The 23171-nt window shown below is 56.5% G+C and carries 25 protein-coding genes; 17 read left to right on the top strand and 8 right to left on the bottom strand.

Annotated elements, in window-relative coordinates; genetic code table 11:
- The first annotated feature begins 47 nt into the window (after positions 1-47).
- Both AC2T6E_RS02385 and AC2T6E_RS02380 read left to right on the top strand, forming a co-directional pair.
- Positions 48-575 (top strand): helix-turn-helix domain-containing protein, encoded by a 528-nt coding sequence (locus tag AC2T6E_RS02385; RefSeq protein WP_100166686.1) that lies wholly within the window; start codon positions 48-50, stop codon positions 573-575.
- 80 nt (positions 576-655) lie between these two features.
- Positions 656-2620 (top strand): peptidase U32 family protein, encoded by a 1965-nt coding sequence (locus AC2T6E_RS02380; RefSeq protein WP_486690416.1) that lies wholly within the window; start codon positions 656-658, stop codon positions 2618-2620.
- Here the strand turns inward: AC2T6E_RS02380 and AC2T6E_RS02375 are convergent, their stop codons facing one another.
- Positions 2621-2851, bottom strand: a complete 231-nt coding sequence (locus AC2T6E_RS02375; RefSeq protein WP_108417495.1) for a DUF2554 family protein — start codon at positions 2849-2851, stop codon at positions 2621-2623. It lies immediately after the preceding gene.
- Between the two features lie 296 nt (positions 2852-3147).
- Here AC2T6E_RS02375 and AC2T6E_RS02370 point away from each other — a divergent pair, with 296 nt between their 5' ends.
- On the top strand, positions 3148-3510 hold the full coding sequence (locus tag AC2T6E_RS02370; protein ID WP_010431056.1) for a hypothetical protein: 363 nt from the start codon (positions 3148-3150) through the stop codon (positions 3508-3510).
- Between the two features lie 151 nt (positions 3511-3661).
- Here the strand turns inward: AC2T6E_RS02370 and ftrA are convergent, their stop codons facing one another.
- On the bottom strand, positions 3662-4660 hold the full coding sequence (gene ftrA, locus AC2T6E_RS02365; RefSeq protein WP_214594010.1) for a transcriptional regulator FtrA: 999 nt from the start codon (positions 4658-4660) through the stop codon (positions 3662-3664).
- 73 nt (positions 4661-4733) lie between these two features.
- Between ftrA and AC2T6E_RS02360 the strand changes: the two genes are divergently transcribed.
- The 8 genes from AC2T6E_RS02360 to zinT all read left to right on the top strand — a co-directional run bounded on the left by AC2T6E_RS02360 (position 4734) and on the right by zinT (position 12746).
- Positions 4734-5147, top strand: coding sequence for a rhodanese-like domain-containing protein (locus AC2T6E_RS02360; protein WP_174339534.1), 414 nt, complete (start codon positions 4734-4736; stop codon positions 5145-5147).
- A gap of 156 nt (positions 5148-5303) precedes the next feature.
- A complete protein-coding gene (locus AC2T6E_RS02355) occupies positions 5304-6407 on the top strand; it encodes a cobalamin-independent methionine synthase II family protein (protein WP_312957725.1) in 1104 nt (367 codons plus the stop codon).
- A 199-nt stretch (positions 6408-6606) separates the two neighbouring features.
- Positions 6607-7878 (top strand): urea ABC transporter substrate-binding protein, encoded by a 1272-nt coding sequence (gene urtA, locus AC2T6E_RS02350; RefSeq protein ID WP_089598465.1) that lies wholly within the window; start codon positions 6607-6609, stop codon positions 7876-7878.
- Between the two features lie 24 nt (positions 7879-7902).
- Positions 7903-9477: an urea ABC transporter permease subunit UrtB gene (gene urtB / locus AC2T6E_RS02345; protein WP_486690412.1), complete on the top strand. Its 1575-nt coding sequence runs from the start codon at positions 7903-7905 to the stop codon at positions 9475-9477.
- On the top strand, positions 9477-10550 hold the full coding sequence (gene urtC / locus AC2T6E_RS02340; RefSeq protein WP_010431075.1) for an urea ABC transporter permease subunit UrtC: 1074 nt from the start codon (positions 9477-9479) through the stop codon (positions 10548-10550). The genes urtB and urtC overlap by 1 nt, the downstream gene beginning before the upstream one ends.
- On the top strand, positions 10550-11347 hold the full coding sequence (gene urtD, locus AC2T6E_RS02335; protein WP_010431077.1) for an urea ABC transporter ATP-binding protein UrtD: 798 nt from the start codon (positions 10550-10552) through the stop codon (positions 11345-11347). The genes urtC and urtD overlap by 1 nt, the downstream gene beginning before the upstream one ends.
- Before the next feature lie 9 nt (positions 11348-11356).
- Positions 11357-12055 (top strand): urea ABC transporter ATP-binding subunit UrtE, encoded by a 699-nt coding sequence (urtE, locus tag AC2T6E_RS02330; protein WP_421512270.1) that lies wholly within the window; start codon positions 11357-11359, stop codon positions 12053-12055.
- A gap of 52 nt (positions 12056-12107) precedes the next feature.
- On the top strand, positions 12108-12746 hold the full coding sequence (gene zinT / locus AC2T6E_RS02325) for a metal-binding protein ZinT (protein ID WP_427353627.1): 639 nt from the start codon (positions 12108-12110) through the stop codon (positions 12744-12746).
- Positions 12747-12806: 60 nt separating this feature from the next.
- On the opposite strand, the gene ydeE is transcribed toward zinT, so the two are convergent.
- Positions 12807-14000 (bottom strand): efflux MFS transporter YdeE, encoded by a 1194-nt coding sequence (gene ydeE / locus AC2T6E_RS02320; RefSeq protein WP_316466148.1) that lies wholly within the window; start codon positions 13998-14000, stop codon positions 12807-12809.
- A 193-nt stretch (positions 14001-14193) separates the two neighbouring features.
- Between ydeE and eamA the strand changes: the two genes are divergently transcribed.
- Entirely contained in the window at positions 14194-15093 is a 900-nt protein-coding gene (gene eamA, locus AC2T6E_RS02315; protein WP_316466149.1) for an O-acetylserine/cysteine exporter, read from the top strand.
- Between the two features lie 37 nt (positions 15094-15130).
- Here the strand turns inward: eamA and marB are convergent, their stop codons facing one another.
- Genes marB through marR form a run of 3 tightly spaced genes read right to left on the bottom strand, consistent with a single transcriptional unit; the run spans position 15131 to position 16216 of the window.
- Positions 15131-15349 (bottom strand): multiple antibiotic resistance protein MarB, encoded by a 219-nt coding sequence (marB, locus tag AC2T6E_RS02310; RefSeq protein ID WP_010431092.1) that lies wholly within the window; start codon positions 15347-15349, stop codon positions 15131-15133.
- A gap of 31 nt (positions 15350-15380) precedes the next feature.
- Positions 15381-15761: an MDR efflux pump AcrAB transcriptional activator MarA gene (marA, locus tag AC2T6E_RS02305; RefSeq protein ID WP_001303241.1), complete on the bottom strand. Its 381-nt coding sequence runs from the start codon at positions 15759-15761 to the stop codon at positions 15381-15383.
- Positions 15762-15781: 20 nt separating this feature from the next.
- The gene (gene marR, locus AC2T6E_RS02300) at positions 15782-16216 is read right to left on the bottom strand and encodes a multiple antibiotic resistance transcriptional regulator MarR (protein WP_010431103.1); all 435 of its coding nucleotides are present in this window, start codon (positions 16214-16216) and stop codon (positions 15782-15784) included.
- Between the two features lie 256 nt (positions 16217-16472).
- Between marR and AC2T6E_RS02295 the strand changes: the two genes are divergently transcribed.
- The gene (locus tag AC2T6E_RS02295; protein WP_010431105.1) at positions 16473-17138 is read left to right on the top strand and encodes a MarC family NAAT transporter; all 666 of its coding nucleotides are present in this window, start codon (positions 16473-16475) and stop codon (positions 17136-17138) included.
- 91 nt (positions 17139-17229) lie between these two features.
- On the opposite strand, the gene AC2T6E_RS02290 is transcribed toward AC2T6E_RS02295, so the two are convergent.
- Positions 17230-18426, bottom strand: coding sequence for a sugar transporter (locus AC2T6E_RS02290; protein WP_100166674.1), 1197 nt, complete (start codon positions 18424-18426; stop codon positions 17230-17232).
- Between the two features lie 171 nt (positions 18427-18597).
- Here AC2T6E_RS02290 and AC2T6E_RS02285 point away from each other — a divergent pair, with 171 nt between their 5' ends.
- From AC2T6E_RS02285 to AC2T6E_RS02275, 3 genes are all read left to right on the top strand, one after another.
- The gene (locus AC2T6E_RS02285) at positions 18598-19386 is read left to right on the top strand and encodes a PhzF family phenazine biosynthesis protein (protein WP_486690406.1); all 789 of its coding nucleotides are present in this window, start codon (positions 18598-18600) and stop codon (positions 19384-19386) included.
- Between the two features lie 19 nt (positions 19387-19405).
- A complete protein-coding gene (locus AC2T6E_RS02280) occupies positions 19406-20197 on the top strand; it encodes a PhzF family phenazine biosynthesis protein (RefSeq protein ID WP_174339538.1) in 792 nt (263 codons plus the stop codon).
- An 81-nt stretch (positions 20198-20278) separates the two neighbouring features.
- A complete protein-coding gene (locus AC2T6E_RS02275) occupies positions 20279-20761 on the top strand; it encodes a GNAT family N-acetyltransferase (RefSeq protein ID WP_486690403.1) in 483 nt (160 codons plus the stop codon).
- Here the strand turns inward: AC2T6E_RS02275 and ptrR are convergent.
- Positions 20715-21593, bottom strand: coding sequence for a putrescine utilization regulator PtrR (ptrR, locus tag AC2T6E_RS02270; protein WP_010431127.1), 879 nt, complete (start codon positions 21591-21593; stop codon positions 20715-20717). The two genes, AC2T6E_RS02275 and ptrR, sit on opposite strands and share 47 nt — an antisense overlap.
- 99 nt (positions 21594-21692) lie before the next feature.
- On the opposite strand from ptrR, the gene sad reads away from it, so the two are divergent.
- Positions 21693-23081: a succinate-semialdehyde dehydrogenase gene (sad, locus tag AC2T6E_RS02265; protein ID WP_486690401.1), complete on the top strand. Its 1389-nt coding sequence runs from the start codon at positions 21693-21695 to the stop codon at positions 23079-23081.
- Positions 23082-23171 lie beyond the last annotated feature (90 nt).

Here is a 23171-nt window from a genome sequence, read left to right as displayed (position 1 = left end):
GCGTTATAGCGCACAAGTGGTATGCTGTGTGAGTATCTGGAGGGACCATGGAAATTACACAACATCTTGCTCATACCCTGAAAACCGAGCGCCAGGCGCGCGGCTGGAGCCTGTCGAAGCTGGCAGAAGAGACGGGCGTGTCAAAGGCCATGCTGGGCCAAATTGAGCGCAATGAATCCAGCCCGACGGTGTCGACGCTGTGGAAAATCGCCACCGGGCTGAACGTACCCTTTTCTGCCTTCATCGCACCAGAGGCGGACGGGCAGGCCGTGTTTGATCCCCAGCAGCAGGCGATGGTTGTGAAACCGTTATTCCCGTGGGATGAAACGCTGAGGTTTGACCATTTTTCGATTACCCTCGCGCCCGGCGCGCTGAGCGAATCCACACCGCATGAAGCAGGCGTCATTGAACATGTGGTGGTGATTAGCGGCGAACTGGAGATGAACATCGACGGCGAGTGGCGCACGATCCATGCTGACGCCGGGGTGCGTTTTGCGGGGGATAAACCGCACGCCTACCGCAACAGCAGCGCCCGGACGGTGCATTTTCACTCCCTTATTCATTATCCCCGCTGAGGCTACGCAAAACTGTTTCGCTGACGCATACTTCTGACTACAATAGCCGCCATTTTGACCATAACGGATAACGACGAAGTATGCGCCTGCAATCCCATCATCTTGAACTTTTAAGCCCGGCCCGTGACGCCGCCATTGCCCGTGAAGCGATCCTTCACGGTGCCGATGCCGTCTATATTGGTGGCCCTGGCTTCGGTGCCCGCCATAACGCCAGCAACAGCCTGAGCGATATTGCCGAGCTGGTGCCGTTCGCCCACCGTTTTGGGGCGAAAGTGTTCGTGACCCTGAACACGATCCTTCATGATGATGAACTGGAGCCTGCGCAGCGTCTGATTACCGATCTCTACCAGACCGGCGTGGATGCCCTGATTGTTCAGGACATGGGCGTTCTTGAGCTGGATATTCCACCGATTGAACTGCATGCGAGCACCCAGTGCGACATCCGCACGGTAGAAAAAGCCAAATTCCTCTCTGACGTCGGGTTCTCGCAGATCGTGCTGGCGCGCGAGCTGAACCTGAACCAAATCCGCGATATTCACCAGGCCACGGACGCGACCATCGAGTTCTTTATTCACGGTGCGCTGTGCGTCGCTTATTCCGGCCAGTGCAATATTTCTCACGCGCAGACCGGCCGCAGCGCCAACCGCGGCGATTGCTCGCAGGCCTGCCGTTTGCCGTACACCCTGAAAGACGATCAGGGGCGCGTGGTGGCCTTCGAAAAACACCTGCTGTCCATGAAGGATAACGATCAGACCGCTAACCTTGGCGCGCTGATTGACGCAGGCGTGCGCTCCTTCAAGATTGAAGGGCGCTATAAAGACATGAGCTACGTGAAGAATATCACCGCGCACTATCGCCAGATGCTTGACGCCATCATCGACGATCGCGGCGACCTGGCGCGGGCTTCCGCCGGCCGTACAGAGCATTTCTTTGTTCCGTCGACGGATAAAACCTTCCATCGCGGTAGCACCGACTACTTTGTTAATGCCCGTAAAGGGGATATCGGCGCGTTCGACTCACCGAAGTTTATCGGTTTACCGGTTGGCGAGGTGCTGAAAGTGGCGAAAGATCATCTGGACGTAGAAGTGACGGAGCCGCTGGCGAACGGTGACGGCCTGAACGTGATGATCAAGCGTGAAGTCGTGGGCTTCCGCGCCAATACCGTAGAAAAAACCGGCGAAAATCGCTATCGCGTCTGGCCAAACGAGATGCCAGCGGATCTCTACAAAGCGCGCCCGAACGCGGCACTGAACCGTAACCTTGATCATAACTGGCAGCAGGCGCTGCTGAAAACCTCCAGCGAGCGTCGCATTGCGGTAGATATTGAGCTCGGCGGCTGGGAAGAACAGCTGATCCTGACCATGACCTGCGAAGACGGCATCAGCGTGACGCATACGCTCGATGGCCTGTTCGAGGTGGCAAACAACGCGGAAAAAGCGCTGAATAGCCTGAAGGACGGGGTGGCGAAACTGGGGCAGACGATTTATTACGCCCGTCACATCGACGTGAATCTCCCGGACGCGCTGTTTGTCCCCAACAGTCTGCTCAACCAGTTCCGCCGTGAAACGGCCGACATGCTGGATGAAGCACGTCTGGCGAACTACCCGCGCGGTAGCCGTAAAGCCGAAGCGGTGCCCGCGCCGGTTTATCCGGATACGCACTTGTCCTTCCTGGCGAACGTCTACAACCACAAAGCGCGTGAATTTTATCACCGCCACGGCGTGCAGCTGATCGACGCGGCCTATGAAGCGCATGAAGAGAAGGGCGATGTGCCGGTGATGATCACCAAACATTGTCTGCGCTTTGCGTTTAACCTGTGTCCGAAACAGGCGAAGGGAAATATCAAGAGCTGGAAAGCAACGCCAATGCAGCTGGTGAACGGCGACGAGGTATTGACCCTTAAGTTCGACTGCCGCCCGTGTGAAATGCACGTCATCGGTAAAATGAAAAATCACATCTTTAAGATGCCGCAGCCCGGCAGCGTCGTGGCGTCAGTCAGCCCCGATGAACTGATGAAGACCCTGCCTAAGCGTAAAGGCAGCTAACTAGCGAAAATGGGTATCTGGTTTGCGCGATTTCTGCCACTGGTGGTGTTCGCGCAAACCCTCCGCTGACTCCTCCGCTGCGGTACGCAGCTCATCGCTGTCGGCTTCATGCCGAAGCTGATGCTCCACACTCTTCACATACAGAAATTCATGTCCTTTGTGCCCGGCCATCAGCTGCCCGGAAAACAGTGCACAGACCAGCATAATGAGTGATAACTCTTTTCTAAACATTCGTTCACCACAGAATGACAATTCACGGCTATCATGCAGGTAATTTCTTTGGATTATTATTCGGAAGTTCAAATTAACGAAAAGGAATTGTCATAATCCGTACTCTATACCCGCAATAAATGTGTATAAATAGTGAAGTGGTAACATCCTGAAAAAAGAAAGGGCAGATTCGTCTCTATTTTAGGATTAAACTGAATTACATTACCCCTGCCAAATTTGATATGTCTCCGACTCACCAAAAAGTAGAATAATCCTATATAATGGTATTCCTCTGGCTAAGGAATGAGTCTGATTAAATGAAAAAAATATTACCTATTGCGCTCGTGGTGGTTTCTGTTGGTGCAGTTGCAGGGATAGGCTATACCCGTACTGGCGCCCCGGAATATATCCAGTCGGCCGAATCCCGTGTGGGCTCCTATTTAACCAGCGATTACGGTCGTGTGGCGTGTATTAGCAGCCAAAAGAGCGAGCAGCGCTGGGAATTAGATTGCACCAATCAGGCAAAAGGGAAGTCATTCCAGTTTGCCGTATATCCTTCCGAAAAGGCGCCCTATGGCGTATCACGCTCTTTTTATCTTGAAGCGATTAATGATGACGCTAAACAGAGCGCGGAACAGGGACTGATGCGTTACCTGCAAATAAACACCCAGGCAGGATAAGCGGTCTGTTTACCCTTCGTTGAGTCTGATGGTGTTAGGTTGTACGGGATCCGCACCCCGGCATGGAATGTCGGGAAAGTAGATACCAAAATACAAATCTATCCATGCAAGCATTTACCGCCAGCTAATGGCGGTTTTTTTTTGCCCGTATTCAGCCCGTGCGGGCGAACTGTTTACGGTACCGTGCCGGGGAAAGGGCGTAATGCTGCCGGAAATGGTGCCTCAGGGTAGCGGCCTGGCCAAACCCGGTCTGTTCAGCGATGCTGTCGATGCTTAATTTACTGTTTTCAAGGTAATCTTTGGCGCGCAGCAGGCGTTCATTCAACAGCCAGCGCGTGGGCGTGGTCCCGGTGGCGTCCTGAAAGCGCCGCAGAAAGGTGCGCTGACTCATGCCAACCCGACGCGCCAGGGAGTCCACGGTGTGCGCCAGAGCCAGATGCTGGTGCAGGAAATCAAACAACTGGCCCAGACGCTGGCTTTCCCGCAGCTGGGCAACTGGACGGCTCAACTGTTGGGTTTGCGAACCGTCCCGATGCGGCGGAATGACCAGACGCCGCGCCACGCGGTTTGCCGCTTCCATTCCGTAATCCCGACGCACCACGTGCAGGCACAAATCGATTCCCGCAGCGCTGCCCGCAGAGGTCAGAATATCGCCTTCGTCCTGATACAGGACATCTTCAACCACGTCGATGGCCGGATAACGGGTTTTAAGCGCCTCAATGTAGCGCCAGTGCGTGGTGGCTTTGCGCCTGTCAAGCAGTCCGGTAGCGGCAAGTACAAAGACCCCTGAACAGATGGACAACAGCTGGCACCCGCGCGCGCTGGCCCGGCGTAAGGCATCACAAAGCGCGTCCGGTACGGCGGCATCAATACCGCGCCAGCCCGGCACGAGGATTAAATCTGCATGCTCAAGCAGGCTCAGATCGCCATCGGCCAGAATACGGATGCCCCCCGTTGCCCGTAACTCGCCTTCATCCACACCTGCAACCGCAAACCGATACCAGCTCTCGCCCATTTCCGGGCGCGGCAGACCGAAGATTTCCACGGCCACACCAAACTCAAAGGTACACAAACCGTCATAGGCCAGAACGACCACTCTGGGAGGAGAAACCTGTCTTAAGTTTGTCATCTTTTTGCTGTTTTCTGGCATACGCAGACGCATTCACTGGCTGAATTTCTGGATAGAGTAGTGTTAACACAAACACCCAAGATGAGGAAGGATCATGAGCTATGTTACTGAAATCCCGGCAGCAGAACCGCAGGAAGCCGTTGCCCATTTTCTGCGTAGGCTGAGCGTCGAGACCGATTGTGCTGATGTTCATCATGCCATTGCAAACAGTGAACAGGACTTTGTTTTGCTGCACGTGGTGGGTAAAGCAGAGCAGTTTTCCCGTCGCCACGTCCCCGGCGCGCTGCATTTACCCTGGAGCCAGATTTCCGCAGAGCGCATGGCGCAATGGCCTGCCGGTACGCTGTTTGTCGTGTATTGCGCCGGGCCTCACTGTAACGGTGCAGACAGGGCCGCGCTTAAGCTCGCACGCCTTGGGCTGCAGGTAAAAATCATGCTCGGAGGGATTACCGGGTGGGAAGACGAAGGGTTCACGTTTGCTCATGAAGGATCGCCCGTTTCACTGTGAAGATGAATTTTTTTCAACACAGGTGAAATTTTCTCGTTTGCCGGAATGCGGCAGATATGACATCTTTTTTGGACATTTAGACATCCAGAAGTCTAAAAATTCAAATGATGAATTATCACTGTTGGCAACCATTGCCGACAGACAGAGGAGATTTCCATGCAGCGACAACACGCCCCGTACCGCGCCGATGTAGTTGGCAGTTTTTTACGCCCGGATGCCATCAAGCAGGCTCGCCAGAAATTTGCCAACGGCGAAATTGATGCCGGGCAACTTCGTGCGGTAGAAGATGAGGCCATCCGCCATGTTGTTGAACAGCAGTGCGCCTGCGGGCTACACGTCGTCACTGACGGTGAGTTTCGCCGCGCCTGGTGGCATTTTGATTTCTTCGACGGCCTGCAGGGCGTGGAGCGTTACGATTCACAGCAGGGCATTCAGTTCAACGGCGTGCAGACGAAAGCCCACGGCGTTCGCGTGACGGGCAAGCTGGGCTTTGGCGAGCACCCGATGCTTGATGATTTCCGCTACCTGAAAAGCATCAGCGGGCACGCGCAGCCGAAGATGACCATTCCAAGCCCGAGCGTGCTGCATTTCCGCGGGGGACGTAAAGATATCGACACCACGGTTTACCCCGATCTGTCTGATTATTTTGACGATCTGGCGACCACCTGGCGCGATGCCATCCGCGCGTTTTACGACGCGGGCTGTCGTTATCTTCAGCTGGACGATACCGTCTGGGCCTATCTCTGCTCGGACGACCAGCGACGCCAGATCCGCGAGCGCGGCGATGATGCCGATGAACTGGCGCGGATCTATGCCCGCGTGCTGAACAAAGCGCTCGAAGGCAAGCCTGACGATCTGACCATCGGGCTGCATGTCTGTCGCGGTAACTTCCGTTCGACCTGGATTTCCGAAGGCGGCTATGAGCCAGTGGCCGAGGTGCTTTTCGGGACGGTCAACGTTGACGCGTTCTTCCTCGAATACGACAACGACCGAAGCGGCGACTTTGCGCCATTGCGTTTCGTGCGTCCGGGCAAGCAGCAGGTGGTACTGGGCCTTATCACCACCAAGAACGGCGAGCTGGAAAACCCGGAAGGGGTGAAGGCGCGTCTGGAAGAAGCGGCGAAATACGTGGCGAAGGAACAAATCTGCCTTAGCCCGCAGTGCGGCTTTGCCTCGACAGAAGAGGGCAACAGCCTGAGCGAATCCCAGCAGTGGGACAAAGTGCGTCTGGTGACGCAGATCGCCAGCGAAGTCTGGTAAGCCTCCTCCAGCGCTGCATTATAAAAGTGCAGCGCTGATTCATTCTGAGTCGTTCTCTTTACAACCCGCGCCTCATCTCCCGCCATTCCGCTTTCTCCATTCTGGCATCCTTTTTGCTCTCCTGAAGCTGACACCTTGTTTATCTGCGTCCCTGCGGTATCGGACGCTTTCGCACAGCTTTCTTTTCAGGAGTGAAAATATGCACCGTCGTACCTTGTTAAAAGCTTTTGCACTGTCGGCCTCCGTGGTCGCGATGGGAATGAGTTTTGGCGTGCAGGCTGCCGATACCATCAAAGTGGGAATTATGCACTCGCTGTCCGGCACGATGGCGATCTCCGAGACGCCTCTGAAAGACGTTGCTCTGATGACGATTGATGAGATCAATGCCAAAGGCGGCGTGCTGGGCAAGAAACTGGAGCCGGTGGTGGTTGACCCGGCGTCGAACTGGCCGCTGTTTGCCGAGAAAGCCCGTCAGCTCATCAGCCAGGATAAGGTGGCGGTGGTGTTCGGCTGCTGGACGTCGGTGTCGCGTAAATCCGTGCTGCCGGTGTTTGAGGAGCTGAACGGCCTGCTGTTCTACCCGGTTCAGTACGAAGGTGAAGAGATGTCACCGAACGTCTTCTATACCGGTGCGGCGCCGAACCAGCAGGCGATCCCGGCGGTGGAGTACCTGATGAGCGAAGACGGCGGCGCGGCGAAGCGCTTCTTCCTGCTGGGGACGGACTACGTGTATCCGCGCACCACCAACAAGATCCTGCGCGCCTTCCTGCATTCAAAAGGCGTTGAGGATAAAGACATTGAAGAGGTTTACACCCCGTTTGGTCACAGCGATTACCAGACCATCGTAGCCAACATTAAGAAATTCTCCGCTGGCGGTAAAACGGCGGTGGTGTCGACCATCAACGGCGATTCCAACGTGCCGTTCTACAAAGAGCTGGCTAACCAGGGGCTGAAGGCTACCGATGTTCCAGTGGTGGCGTTCTCTGTCGGTGAAGAGGAGCTGCGTGGGATCGACACCAAACCGCTGGTGGGGAACCTGGCGGCGTGGAACTACTTCGAATCCGTAGATAACCCAACCAACCAGACCTTCGTGGCGGATTACAAAGCCTACGCCAAAGCGCACAAGCTGCCGAATGCCGATACCGTCGTAACCAACGATCCGATGGAAGCCACCTATGTGGGCATTCACATGTGGGCGCAGGCCGTCGAAAAAGCAGGCACAACCGACGTGGATAAAGTGCGTGCCGCGATGGCGGGCCAGTCCTTTAAAGCGCCGTCTGGGTTTACGCTCACCATGGACGCCACCAACCACCACCTGCATAAGCCGGTCATGATTGGGGAAATCGAGGGTAACGGCCAGTTTAACGTGGTCTGGCAAACCGACGCGCCGGTGCGCGCCCAGCCGTGGAGCCCGTTCATCGCCGGAAATGACAAAAAGCCTGACCAGCCGATGAAAACCGCCAGTAACTAAGCCATTACCGCAGGGAGAAACGTCATGAACGCCATGCGCATGTTCATCGCTCTTGTATGGCTTACCGGACTGCTGCCAGGGATGGCGCAGGCATCGGATGCCGATAATTTTGTTGCTGCTAACCGCACGCAGCAAGCAGCATTGCTGTCCGCGTGGGCGGCTTCACCGGATGCGGCAAGGATGCCGCTGCTTCAGGCGCTGCAAGCTGAAAGCCTGTTTATCGACGGCCAGAAACATGCCTTTGCCAGGCACGGCGGCGAGATGGTGCCGCTCGGGGCGGCAACGGCGGCAGAAGGCGCTACCAAAGCCGTACGCCTGACCAACCGACTCCGTGTATTGGCGGCGACTGCCCTGGCGACACACCAACTTATAAGTGACAGTGTCACAGAAAGGCGAGGCGCAGCCCGGCAGCTCCAGCGGGATATCCAGCCAGATATGCTCGGTTTTCTGCAAAAAAGGGTCAGTCTCGAAACGGATGATGTGACGCGGCAGTCCCTGCTGCTGGCGCTGGCGAACCTCCAGCTTGCCAGTCCACTGGCGGAGACCCGTCTTCAGGCTATTGAACTACTGGGTCAATCCGACGACCCGGACGTGCAGGCAAAAATCACGCCGTTTACCCAACCGCAGACGGAGCCGGATGCGAAGGTGCGTGCGGCCGCTGCCGAGAGCCTGAGCCACATTCAGCACCGTCTGATGTGGGGCGACCTGCTTGGGCAAGCATTTATGGGGCTTTCTCTGGGCTCTGTCCTGCTGCTGGCTGCGCTGGGGCTGGCGATCACCTACGGACTGCTTGGCGTCATCAACATGGCGCATGGTGAAATGTTGATGTTAGGGGCGTATGCCACCTGGATGGTGCAGCAGGTGATGGCGCAATTTCTGCCCCAGTGGCTGGCGCTTTATCCGGTTATTGCGCTGCCCGTGGCCTTTTGCCTGACGGCGGGCATCGGAATGATTCTCGAGCGCACGGTGATCCGCCATCTTTACGGACGTCCACTGGAAACGCTGCTGGCGACATGGGGGATCAGCCTGATGCTTATCCAGCTGGTACGCATGACGTTTGGGGCACAAAACCTGGAGGTGGCAAACCCGTTCTGGCTTTCCGGAGGCGTGCAGGTGTTCGCCAACCTGACGCTGCCGTGGAACCGCATTGTGGTGCTGGGTTTTGTGCTGCTGGTGCTGTTCTTCACCTGGCTGATTCTGAACAAAACCCGTCTTGGCCTGAACGTCCGCGCGGTGACCCAAAACCGCAGCATGGCTGCCTGCTGCGGGGTGCCTACCGGGCGCGTCGACATGCTGGCGTTTGGGCTGGGGTCCGGCATTGCCGGTCTGGGCGGCGTGGCGCTTTCCCAGTTGGGGAACGTGGGGCCGGAGCTGGGCCAGGGCTACATCATCGACTCGTTCCTGGTGGTGGTGCTGGGCGGCGTGGGCCAGTTGGCCGGTAGCGTGGCGGCGGCGTTTGGCCTGGGGATTTTCAACAAAATTCTCGAACCGCAGATGGGTGCGGTACTCGGCAAGATCCTGATTCTGGTGGCAATCATTCTGTTTATTCAGAAACGCCCTCAGGGACTCTTTGCCTTAAAAGGGAGGGTTACTGACTGATGAGCCAGCCACTTACCTTAACGATGGCGCGTAAAGCACCGCGCACGACTCAGATTGCGGGCAGCCTGCTGGTGGCGTGTCTGCTGATCTTACCGTTTTTCGCGCTGCTGCCCGCCACGCATCCCCTGGCGCTTTCGACCTGGATGCTGACGCTGATTGGCAAGATCCTCTGCTATGCCATCGTGGCCGTTGCGCTCGATCTGGTGTGGGGATACGCAGGCATGCTCTCGCTGGGGCACGGCATTTTCTTTGCCCTTGGCGGCTATGCGATGGGGATGTACCTGATGCGCCAGGCGGCGGGTGACGGTCTGCCTGCGTTCATGTCCTTTCTCTCCTGGAGCGAGCTGCCGTGGTTCTGGTGGGGCACCCAGCACTTTGCCTGGGCGCTGGTCCTGATTGTGATGGTTCCGGGATTGCTGGCGCTGGTGTTTGGCTGGTTTGCCTTCCGCTCAAAAATCAAAGGGGTCTATTTTTCCATCATGACCCAGGCGCTGACCTACGCGGGCATGCTGCTGTTCTTTCGTAACGAGACCGGTTTTGGCGGCAATAACGGCTTTACCGGTTTTACGACTCTGCTCGGATTTCCGGTGACGGAGACCGCCACGCGCATCGCGCTGTTTCTGGCGACCGTGTTGCTACTGATTCTGGCATTAGGCACAGGATTTGCGCTGGCGAAAAGCAAGTTTGGCCGCATCCTGACGGCGGTGCGTGACGCGGAAAACCGCCTGACGTTCTGCGGTTACGATCCGCGCGGGTTCAAGCTGCTGGTGTGGACGCTGTCCGCGGTGCTGTGCGGTCTGGCGGGTGCGCTGTACGTCCCACAGGTGGGCATTATCAACCCTGGCGAAATGTCGCCGACCAACTCGATTGAAGCCGCTATCTGGGTGGCGCTGGGCGGGCGCGGCACGCTGGTCGGTCCGGTGATTGGCGCAGCGCTGGTGAACGGCGCCAAGAGCTTCTTCACCGTCGCGATGCCGGAGTACTGGCAGCTGTTTTTGGGGCTGATTTTTATCGCCGTCACGCTGTTCTTGCCGCGCGGCGTCTACGGCCTGTTGCGTAAGGGGGAGAAATAATGCAGCCATCTGACGGATTATTCACCCGGCAGCTGCCCGGTGACCGCTACCGGGAACAGACCGATCCCGTGTTACAGCTTGAGGCCATCAACGTCAATTTTGACGGGTTTCAGGCGTTGACGGATCTCACGCTCAATATTGGCGTGGGCGAACTGCGCTGCGTAATTGGGCCTAACGGCGCGGGCAAAACGACGTTAATGGACGTTATCACGGGCAAAACGCGGCCTCAAAGCGGCAAAGCGCGCTATGACCAGTCTGTCGATCTGACCCTGCTCGATCCCGCCGCTATTGCCCGACAGGGGATTGGGCGTAAATTCCAGAAACCTACGGTGTTTGAAGCGCTGACGGTGTGGGAAAACCTCGAAATCGCAATGAAAACCGACAAATCCGTCTGGGCGAGTCTGCGGGCAAAGCTAAACGGCGAACAGGTCGATCGCATTGATGAAATGCTGGTGCTTCTGCGGCTCAGCAGCGAGCGCGACCGCCGCGCCGGGCTGCTTTCTCACGGGCAAAAACAGTTTCTGGAGATCGGTATGCTGCTGGTGCAGGATCCGCATCTGCTGCTGCTGGACGAGCCTGCCGCCGGAATGACGGACGCGGAAACCGAATACACCGCAGAACTGTTCAGAACGCTGGCGGGCAAGCACTCTCTGATGGTGGTGGAACATGACATGGGGTTTGTGGAAACCATCGCCGATCGGGTGACGGTGCTGCATCAGGGGCGCGTGCTGGCGGAAGGTTCGCTTCGTGAGGTACAGGCCAACGAGCAGGTGATTGAAGTCTATCTGGGACGCTAAGGAGCCGTAATGCTACAGGTTAACGAACTGAATCAATACTACGGCGGCAGCCATATTCTGCGCGGCGTGAGCTTTCAGGCTCTTAGCGGCGAGGTCACCTGTCTTTTGGGGCGCAACGGCGTCGGTAAAACCACGCTGCTGAAGTGTCTGATGGGGCTGATCCCGGCGAAAAGCGGTGACATCGTCTGGCAGGGCAAGAAAATCACCCACAGCAAGCCGCACCAGCGGGTGCGCGCTGGCGTGGCGTATGTCCCGCAGGGGCGTGAGATTTTCCCGCGCTTAACCGTTGAAGAGAATCTGCTGCTGGGACTGTCACGCTTTTCCGCCCGCGACGCGAAGCAGGTGCCGGATGAGATCTGGCAGCTGTTTCCGGTGTTAAAAGAGATGAAACACCGCCGCGGGGGTGATCTCTCCGGGGGACAACAGCAGCAGCTGGCGATTGGACGCGCGCTGGCAAGCCGTCCCCAGCTTCTGATCCTCGATGAGCCGACGGAAGGCATTCAGCCATCGGTTATCAAAGAGATTGGGCAGGTGATCCGCTCGCTGGCGGATCGCGGCGATATGGCGATTCTGCTGGTTGAGCAGTTTTACGACTTTGCCGCCGAGCTGGCCGACAGCTATCTGCTGATGTCGCGCGGCACCATTATTCAGCAGGGGCGTGGTGAAAATATGGAGCAGGAGGGCGTTCGCGGTCTGGTTGCGATCTGATATGTTATGATATAACATCCTCATTCTTATAAAACGGAATGAGGGTTTTGTTTTGGCTGCACATATTGGAAAAATTGCCATGACTCTGGGGGCGCTGCTGGTCAGCGGCCAGCTGTTTGCCCATTCGCATGGTCACCAGATGACCGAGGCGGAACAGAAGGCGGCGAACGGCGTGTTTGAGAATAAAGACGTGAAGGACAGAAAGCTGTCGGACTGGGACGGCACCTGGCAATCCGTCTATCCGTTCCTGTTGGACGGTTCGCTCGATCCGGTATTTAAGAAGAAAGCGGAGAAGGACCACAAATCCGTTGAGGCGGTGAAAGCCTATTACCGGACGGGCTACGCAACGGACGTGGGATCTATCGGCATCGAAAATAACGTGATGGAATTCCACCAGGGGGAAACGGTAAGCCGCTGTCACTACGACTACAGCGGCTACAAAATCCTGACCTACGCCTCGGGGAAAAAAGGCGTTCGCTATCTGTTTGAGTGTAAGGATGCCAGCAGCAAGGCACCGAAGTTTGTTCAGTTCAGCGACCATATCATTGGACCGAAAGCCTCTTCACACTTCCATCTTTTCATGGGCAATACCTCCCACGAGGCGCTGCTGAAAGAGATGGATAACTGGCCGACGTACTACCCGAACGAGATGTACAAAGAACAGGTGGTTGAAGAGATGTTGCACCACTAAGTGGTTGCTTTTGCTGTTGTTGTTGCCGGGTGGCGGCTTCGCCTTACCCGGCCTACATGGCTACGCGACTTTGGGCGCGTCGCACCACGCTTTCACGCTCATCCCACGCAAAATCATCAGCCAGGCGATGACGATGGCGGCCATCATAATCACAAACAATGACCAGTGCGGCAGATGGGTCAGGATGAGCCCGGTGATCATCGGGTTCGCCGCCGCGCCCAGCCAGCCCAGCGCCTGGGCGGAGAAATAGCTCGCCTTCATTCCCGGCGGGGCGATGTTGTCGATCAGCATATATTCCCCCGGTGCATAGATAATCTCCCCGAGGGTAAAGATCGCGGCAGCGATGCCCCAGTAAACCAGGTTTTCACCGGAGAGCATAAACCCGCCCAGACCCACGATGAAAAACAGGGTGGCAACGGTCATCAGCGGGCGAATGTTGTTGGCTGAAATTTTACGCCCGAGGGCGTATTGCAGCGTCACCACCACGGCTGCATTGACGGGCAATACCACGGCGACCACCTTTTCGGCGAAATCACTGTCTGCATGCGCGGCCAGAACATACTGCGAAATGCAGGTCGCAAACGATCCCCCGACGTAAGACGCGAGCAGGCCTGACAGCGTGTACCAGAACAGGGCGCGGTCCTTCAGCAATACCGACGGCTGCCAGGGCATCTTCTCCTCGGCGGTATCCAGCGCAACGCTTTTCTGCACAAAGAAATGGATAAAGCCGAGCGGCAGCGCGGCGCAGAAGGCCGCCAGCCAGAACGGGAGTTGCAGGCTGTACATCACCAGCAGGGTGCCTATCGGCGGTCCGATCGTCCAGCCAATGTTCAGGAAGCTGTAGTTCAGCGAGAAGACGCGCGCTTTTTGGCTCGTGGTGAGCACGTCGGAGAACCAGGCCTTCAGCACCGTCGAAAAGACGGAATAGGCGCAGTTGATCAGCGCAAAAAACAGCACCACCAGCGTGACGTTATTCACCAGCGGAATGGCCACAAAGCCCGCAATAAACGCCACAATGGCGATCAGCATATAGCGCTTTTTATCAAACTTATCGGCCAGAATACCAAACCCTAAGCTGAACACGACGCCAATGGTCAGCGCAATGGTCAGCGCATAACCGATATTCTCGACGCTCATGCTATACGCGCGCGTGAGATAAATGGTCATAAACGGCAGCGTTGCCCCTCGACCAATTGTTAATAACAATGACGATGCCAGCAGCGCTGCGGTAGAGCGCCTGAGAGATGGTTTCATATTCCTGCCCGACAAATGCTTATGCTTTTTTTGTTGTGTTATAAAAGGAGTATCACGACATAAGGGGCTTGTATAGCGCCTAATTTATCCCTAAGTGCTTCGCCTGACTGCCAGAATTAATGATCTTCTCGTGGTGCTATTTTTTCTGTTACCTTGAAGTGTTAACAAATTATTAATAATTCAGGGGCAGGGTATGACGCGTAAAGACGGGCTGCTGGCGTTGCTGGTGGTCGTAGTGTGGGGGCTTAATTTCGTGGTCATCAAGCTGGGGTTACACAATATGCCTCCGCTGATGCTGGCCGGTTTACGTTTTATGCTGGTGGCGTTCCCGGCGCTATTTTTCGTGGTGCGTCCAAAAATCCCCCTGAAATTGCTGCTGGGCTACGGTCTGACCATCAGTTTTGGTCAATTTGCGTTTCTCTTCTGCGCCATTAAGTTCGGCATGCCCGCCGGTCTGGCCTCGCTGGTTCTGCAGGCGCAGGCGTTCTTTACCATTATTCTCGGCGCGTTTGTATTTGGTGAGCGTTTACAGGGTAAACAGCTGGCGGGGATCACGCTGGCGGTGTTTGGCGTGCTGGTGCTGATTGAAGCCAGCCTGAACGGTCAGCATGTGGCCCTGCTGGGCTTTATGCTCACGCTGGCGGCAGGGCTGAGCTGGGCCTGCGGAAACATCTTCAACAAGCTGATTATGCAGCACGAGGCGCGCCCGGCGGTGATGTCTCTGGTGGTGTGGAGTGCGCTGATCCCTGTAATCCCGTTTCTGGCGGCATCGTTTATTCTGGACGGCCCGGATCTGATGCTGAAAAGCCTGGTCGAGATCGATCTCACAACAATCCTGTCGCTGATTTATCTGGCGTTCGTCGCCACGATTATCGGCTATGGCATTTGGGGGTCGCTGCTGGGTCGCTACGAAACCTGGCGGGTGGCGCCACTGTCTTTGCTGGTACCCGTGGTGGGGCTGGCCAGCGCGGCGTTGCTGCTGGATGAAAAACTCAGCGCGCTGCAGCTCTTTGGCGCGGTGCTGATCATGGGTGGACTCTACATCAACGTGTTTGGTTTGCGCGTGCGTCGGGCGGCGCGAGTACGAAATTAGGGCACAAAAAAGCCCCGCAGAGGCGGGGCAAAACGAATCAGAAGCCGTGCTGATTGTAATACGGCACGCCTAATTCGTCGGATTTGTCGCTACCAGCCCCCATATGGTTGAAATCAAAAGGTGACTGGTCATGTGCTGACGGCAAAATCATCGTGTCACGATTATTTTGCTGCGTTGCACTGGGCGTTTGCTCCGCGAAGGTCTGGCTGGAAAACAGCACCAGCAAGGCGAGGGCGGCGGAGACGGTAACTTTCATGATTTCCTCGGTACGTCTTTACAGGCGTTGTTTAACTACAGTGTTTTAACGGATAGAGATATCGGGATTCACCCGGCATGCTGGTGATACGATACTTATGAGGCGGCACATCAAAGTAGTTCTTAAACGTGCGCGTCAGGGTTTGTTGCGATTCAAATCCGTAACGCTCCGCCAGATAAAGGATCGGCTCATTGCTTTCTTTCAGTTTTTGGGCAATCTCCGTCAGCTTGCGGCTGCGAATATATTGACCTAATGAATGACCGGTCTCTTTTTTGAACATCCGTTGCAGGTGCCATTTTGAGTAACCTGAACGCTCTGACACTTTTTCAAGGGAGAGCGGCGATTCCAGGTTGTCCTCGATCCAGTCCAAAATGCTATGAATGGTGATAGCGTCAGTATTGCGTCTGGACATCGTCATACCTCTTTTTCTGTTTACGGCAGTATTTTCTTAAGCAAAAGCTCAAGCGTTGCCACTTCATCTGCCGTTAAGTTTTTTGTTAGTTCCTGATGCAGTGTTTGTCCTACGAGTTGATGACATTGCTCACACATGGCCGCGCCGTCGCTGGTCAGTTTGATCAGCACGCCGCGTTTGTCATTCGGGTTAGGGCTTCGTTCTATCCATCCTTTGCAGACGAGACGATCCAGCATGCGGGTTAACGCACCCAGATCGACAGAGAGCACCTTTTTCAGCTCAACCGGCGTGATACACACTTCGCAGCGAATGGAACACAGCACTTTGAACTGTGTTGCGGTGATATCCAGCGGTGACAGATAGTCATTGAGCAGGCGATCTTTTTTCTGGTTAACCATGTGAATAAGACGGCCCAGTGGAATGATGTCGTTAAAGAGATCGCTGGTGCTTTTCACAATGGTTGCCCTGGCAAGTAGTTTAGTCACGGCAGATATTATTGCTCAGGCAAGTATAAGTCAACTGAATGAATCGACAGATGCCACGAATTGCTAAAACGTTTCATGAACTTTTTTTGAGTGCTTTCAAATCATATACATAACGCAGGGTTATCATTGCAGTGAGAAAATAATGGTTACGTTGTGGTCATGGCTGAAGGACACACTTTCACCCTATAATTGCGGGGATGAATATGGATAAGGACAACGACGCACTATGTTGGATTTGATTAAAGCAATTGGCCTCGGGCTGGTGGTGTTGCTGCCGCTGGCGAACCCGTTAACGACGGTGGCGCTGTTTCTGGGGCTGGCAGGGAACATGAACAGCGCAGAGCGCAATCATCAGTCGATGATGGCCTCTGTCTATGTGTTTGCCATTATGATGGTGGCTTATTACGCCGGACAGCTGGTGATGAACACCTTTGGGATTTCGATTCCCGGCCTGCGTATCGCCGGGGGGCTGATTGTGGCCTTTATCGGGTTCCGTATGCTGTTCCCCGCGCAAAAAGCGCATGAATCACCGGAAGCGGCCAGCAAATCCGAAGAGCTGGAAACAGAGCCCAGCGCGAATATCGCCTTTGTCCCCTTAGCGATGCCGAGTACGGCGGGGCCGGGAACGATTGCGATGATCATCAGCTCCGCCTCAACGGTGCGTGATAGCTCCACCTTCCCGGACTGGGTGCTGACGGTTGCGCCACCGCTGATTTTCGCGCTTATCGGTATTATCGTGTGGGCATCCCTGCGCAGTTCCGGTGCGATTATGCGCTGGGTAGGAAAGGGCGGGATTGAAGCGATTTCCCGTCTGATGGGCTTCCTGCTGGTGTGTATGGGCGTGCAGTTTATTATTAACGGCGTGCTGGAAATTATTAAGACCTATCACTGAGGTCATTGCCGGGTGGCGCTGCGCTTACCCGGCCTATGTTATCACGGGTTTGTAGGCCGGGTAAGGCGAAGCCGCCACCCGGCAAGAAGGCTCACCCGTGCTGGCCCTGTTCCTCGAGCGCCACCGGCCATTTACGGAAGATCAGCAGCGACCAGATAAGCGCCACCAGCGCAGGGATCGCCCCCAGATAACCAATCGCCGACATCGACACATGCAGGCTAATCTGATTTCCCAGCAGCGCGCCCGCCCCAATCCCCAGATTGAAAATTCCCGAGAAGAGCGACATCGCGACGTCCGTGGCATCCGGTGCCAGCGCCAGCACTTTCACCTGCATGCCCAGACCGATGATCATGATTGCTACGCCCCAAAACAGGCTGAGGATCGCCAGATGACTTTCGCTGCCCGCGGCAGGCATCAGCAACAGCAGGCACGCCAGCAGCAGGCCAATGGCGCTGCTCACCAGCGTAGACGCATGCTGGTTGCCGAGCTTACCAAACAGAATACTGCCGATAATGCCCGCGCCGCCCAGAATCAGCAGCAGAACCGTGGCGAAATTGGCGCTAAAGCCCGCCACAACCTGCACAAACGGCTCAATGTAGCTGTAGGCCGTGTAATGGGCGGTGACCACAATCACCGTAAGTAAATAAATGCTCATCAGCGCCGGGCGACGCATCAACAGCGGCAGGCTTTTCAGCGAGCCGGAATGTTCGCTCGGCAATGCTGGCAGCAGCTTGATGAGGCAGACCAGCGTGATCAGCGCCCCCATGCCGATGGCAAAGAAGGTGGTACGCCAGCCGAAGTATTGCCCGACAATGCGGCCAATCGGCAGGCCGAGCACCATCGCCAGCGCGGTACCGGTGGCAATCAGGCTCAGCGCCTGCGCGCGTTTCCCCGCCGGTGCCAGGCGAATAGCGAGCGACGCGGTAATCGACCAGAACACCGCATGGGCAAAGGCAATACCGATGCGGCTAACGACCAGCACCGTAAAATTCCACGCCATGAATGACAGCACATGGCTGGCGATGAAGACCACAAACAGGCCAATCAGCAGCTTTCGCCGCTCCATCTGGCTGGTCAGCAGCATAAACGGCAGCGACATCAGCGCCACCACCCAGGCGTAGATGGTCAACATAATGCCCACCTGCGCCGTCTCCATCTGGAAGCTGTCGGCGATGTCAGACAGCAGCCCAACCGGAACAAATTCAGTGGTATTGAAAATAAACGCAGCGATGGCGAGCGTGACCACACGTAGCCACGCGACCCTGCGGGAAACCGTGTTTGTTGTCATAAAGATGTCTGGGATTGATTAACGATGAGGAGACGATCTTAAAGCTTTAAACGGCGAAAACTCAACCATAATGTGACCTGAATCACAAAATTTACCGTGCCACAGCGGTAGCAGCGGGCGAGGTTTTCCGTGAAGATAAAGAACAACACAACGATAACAGGCGGTAAGTCGATGCAGGAGATTGATTTTTATCTGGTAGATGCGTTTAGTGATACCTCATTTGGTGGCAATCCGGCGGCGGTTTGCCCGCTAAAGGCATGGCTACCGGATGAGACGTTACTCAGCATGGCGCAGCAGCATAACCAGTCCGAAACCGCGTTCTTCGTGTGCAGTAAAGGCGGGATTGAGCTGCGCTGGTTTACCACCTTAACCGAGGTCAATCTCTGCGGACACGCGACGCTTGCCGCTGCGTATGTGCTATTTAACGAGCTGGACTACCCGGACTCGCGCATTCACTTTGAGACCGCCTCGGGCCGCCTGACGGTCAGCCGGGAAGGTGACTGGATGACGCTCGATTTTCCGGCCTGTCCGACGCAGGAATTGACCCCGCCGGCAGAGATGCTCGCCGCGCTGGGGATCAACCGCTACGTTGAAGCCCGAAAGGGGCGCGCCTGGGTGGTGGTGCTGGAAAATCGTGAGCAGGTGGAAGCCATGACGCCAAACTATTCCGCGATGACGCCAGGAGAACATAAAGTTGCCGTCACCGCGCGTGGGGAGGGTGAGTACGATTTCGTCAGCCGTTTCTTCTCACCGGGCGTTGCCGTACCTGAAGATCCTGTCACCGGCTCTGCGCATACGATGCTCATTCCTTACTGGAGTGAAACGCTGGGAAAAACGACGCTGTTTGCGCGTCAGGTGTCGGCCCGTGGCGGTGATGTGCGCTGTGAACTGAAAGGCTCGCGCGTGATGATGAGCGGCCAGGCATCACTATATCTGAAAGGCACAGTATTTCTGCGCTAGAAAAAAAGAGGAAGAGACCATGCAGGAAATTGATTTTTATCTGGTAGATGCCTTCAGCGACAGGGCGTTCGGTGGTAATGCGGCGGCGGTTTGCCCGCTGGAAGAGTGGCTTCCGGATGAGACGCTGCTCAACATGGCGAAGCAGCATAATCAGTCGGAAACGGCCTTCTTCGTGCGTACGGATAACGGCTTTGAGCTGCGCTGGTTTACCACGCTTGATGAAATTAACCTCTGCGGACATGCGACGCTGGCGGCGTCCCACGTCATTTTTGAATATCTCGACTACCCGCATACCGAAATCACCTTCTCAACGCGTTTTGTTGGCGACCTGACGGTGAAGCGCAACGGAGACTGGCTGACGCTCAATTTCCCGGCATGGTCGACGGAGGTTGTCGACAATCCGCCCGCGTTACTCTTCAGCGCGCTGGGCATCAGCGGCGCGAAAGAGGTCCGCGCAGGGCGCGATTACATGGTGGTGCTGGAAAGCCAGCAGCAGGTAGAAGCCTTAACGCCGGATATCGCGGCAATGATCCCGCTGGATAAAATGGTCTGCGTCACGGCACCGGGGGACGCGTATGACTTTGTCAGCCGCTTCTTCTGTCCGGGTGAAGGCGTGCCGGAAGATCCGGTGACGGGGTCGGCGCACAGCATGTTGATTCCGTACTGGAGCGAAAAACTGGGTAAAACGTCTCTGAATGCCCGCCAGGTGTCAGCCCGTGGCGGGGATCTGCGCTGCGAGTTGAAGGGCGACCGCGTGCTGATTGGCGGGCAGGCGACACTGTATCTGAAGGGACGGATCTTCTTGCGCTAGCTGATAGCGATATAAGTTAATGCTATGAAACACCCTGGCAGGTCTGCGCTATGTTAAAAGAAAAATAGCAAGGAGCCTGCCATGTATTCCATCACCTCTGAATCTGCCCGTCATCCCGACATCCTTAATCTGATCGCGGCCCTTGACCGCTATCAGAGCGAACTTTACCCCGCCGAAAGCAACCACCTGCTCGCTTTGGCTAATCTGCCGGACGCGTCCCTGATTTTAATGATTATTCGCGACCAGCAGCTCAATGCCGTAGGGTGTGGCGCCGTGGTGCTGAACGGTGACGGCACGGGAGAGATGAAGCGGGTGTATATCGACCCGACGCACCGTGGACAACATCTTGGGGAAAAGCTGCTGGCCGCCCTTGAGGATGAAGCCCTGAGCCGTGAATGCCATACCGTCCGGCTCGAGACAGGGATCAAACAGCATGCCGCTATCCGTCTGTATCAGCAGTGCGGATACGAACTGCGTCCGGCGTTTGCCCCGTACGTCGAAGACCCGCTGAGCCTGTTTATGGAGAAGGCGCTGGTGGTTGACGTTCGTTTAGCAGCGCTATAAAGGCTTCAAGCTGACGGGTCATTGCCCCGCGTCGCCACACCAGCCAGGTGGTGAGCCAGCGCCAGTTTTCCACCAGCGGCCACGCTGCAACCTGATGGTGCCCCGGCATGCTCTCCAGCATGGATCGGGGCATTAATGCGATGCCGGCCCCGGCAATCACGCAGGCGAGCATGCCGTGATACGACTCCATCTCATGAATCCGCCCCGGCGTGGCTCTGTCGGCGTGAAACCAGCTTTCCAGATGTCGGCGATAGGAGCAGTTCGCGCGAAAAGCGTAAACATCACTGCCGCTGACCTGGGTGGCTTTTGAGACTTCAGCATGCCCGGCGGGCGTCACCAGCATCATCTCTTCCCGATAAACCGGCATCCCTTCCAGCTCCGGATGGGATAGCGGCCCGTCGACAAATGCGGCGCTCAGGGTACCTTCCAGTACCCCATCAATCATCGTCCCGGATGGCCCGGTGGACAGTGCAAACTGAATGCGCGGATAGCGCTGGTTAAACTGCGCCAGACTCTCCGGGATGCGCACGGCGGCGGTGCTCTCCAGCGCGCCGAGGGCAAACAGCCCCTGCGGTTCGTCCCCGGCCACGACCATCCGCGCCTCGTCAACCAGCGCCAGGATCTGCCTGCTGTAGCGCAGAAAATTATGCCCGGCTGGCGATAAGCGCAAACGCTGGTTCTCGCGGATAAATAACTCCACGCCGAGATCTGCTTCAAGCTGGCGGATGCGGGTGGTCAGGTTCGACGGCACGCGATGCACCTTCTGCGCCGCCTGGGTGATGCTGCCGGTTAGCGCGACAGCGTTAAACATTTCAAGCTGAGTTAAGTCCATAGCGTTCTCGATTCGTGAATAAGGTGGTCAGTATTATTCATTTTTAAGAAATAGCAGAGTGGGCCACAATGAATCAACTGTTATTGCGAGGAGAACATCATGACCCTTTCATCTGCTACTCATGCACGCTCTGTTAACCCGGCGACGGGCGAAACCCTGGCCACGTATCCCTGGGCGACGGCCGACGATGTAGAACGCGCCATTTCCCAGGCCGATACGGGCTTTCGCCAGTGGCGTCGCGAAAGCGTTTCCCATCGCGCGCAGAAGCTGCGCGATCTGGGCGCGGCTTTGCGTAACCGGGGTGAAGAGATGGCGCGGATGATGTCCCGCGAAATGGGCAAACCCATTTTGCAGGCGCGCGGCGAGGTGGCTAAATCCGCCAGCCTGTGCGACTGGTATGCCGAACATGGCCCGGCAATGCTGAATGCTGAACCCACGCTGGTCGAGGATCACAACGCGGTCATCGAGTACCGTCCGCTGGGACCGATTCTGGCAGTAATGCCGTGGAACTTCCCGCTCTGGCAGGTGCTGCGCGGCGCGGTTCCCATTCTGCTGGCGGGGAACAGCTACCTGCTCAAGCACGCTCCGAACGTGCTCGGCTCCGCCGAGCTGATTGCGCAGATTTTTGCCGATGCCGGTTTTCCTCAGGGCGTGTTTGGCTGGGTAAACGCCACCAACGACGGCGTCAGCCAGGCCATTAACGACCGCCGTATCGCTGCGATTACCGTCACCGGCAGCGTGCGTGCCGGGGCGGCAATTGGCGCTCAGGCGGGCGCGGCGCTCAAAAAATGCGTGCTGGAGCTGGGCGGTTCCGACCCCTTTATCGTCCTGAACGATGCCGATCTGGATCTGGCGGTGAAAGCCGCAGTGGCGGGGCGTTATCAAAATACCGGACAGGTTTGCGCGGCGGCGAAGCGTTTTATCGTGGAACAGGGGGTAGCTGATGCCTTTACCCAACGCTTTGTCGCCGCGGTTGTGGCGCTGAAGATGGGCTCGCCGGAGACGGAAGAGAACTATCTTGGCCCGATGGCGCGCTTCGATCTGCGTGATGAACTGGATCAGCAGGTGCAGGCCACCCTGGCAGAAGGGGCGACCCTTCTGCTGGGCGGAGAGAAACTGGCTGGTGAGGGTAACTACTATGCGCCAACCGTGCTCGGCAACGTCAACCCGAACATGACCGCGTTCCGCCAGGAGCTGTTTGGCCCGGTGGCGGCGATTACGATCGCCAGGGATGCGGAGCATGCTTTAGCGCTGGCTAACGACAGTGACTTTGGTCTGTCTGCCACGGTCTTTACCGCAAACGACGCGCTGGCGGAGACATTCTCTCGCGAGCTGGAGTGCGGCGGGGTGTTTATCAATGGCTACAGCGCCAGCGATGCCCGCGTGGCTTTTGGCGGCGTGAAGAAGAGCGGCTTCGGTCGTGAGCTTTCACATTTCGGTTTGCATGAGTTCTGTAACGTGCAGACGGTCTGGAAGGATCGCGTGTAATTTATCGCCCATCTGTGATTACGGCCCTCATTACGCGGGCTGTTGTCATGTATCTGCAATGGTTCTGTCATTTTCGTTTCGTAGACTCGC

It is taken from the genome of Enterobacter sp. B79-1 (genome assembly GCF_057444735.1).
Note: the sequence above shows the minus strand (reverse complement) of the source record. Positions and strands in the feature narration are given on the sequence as shown.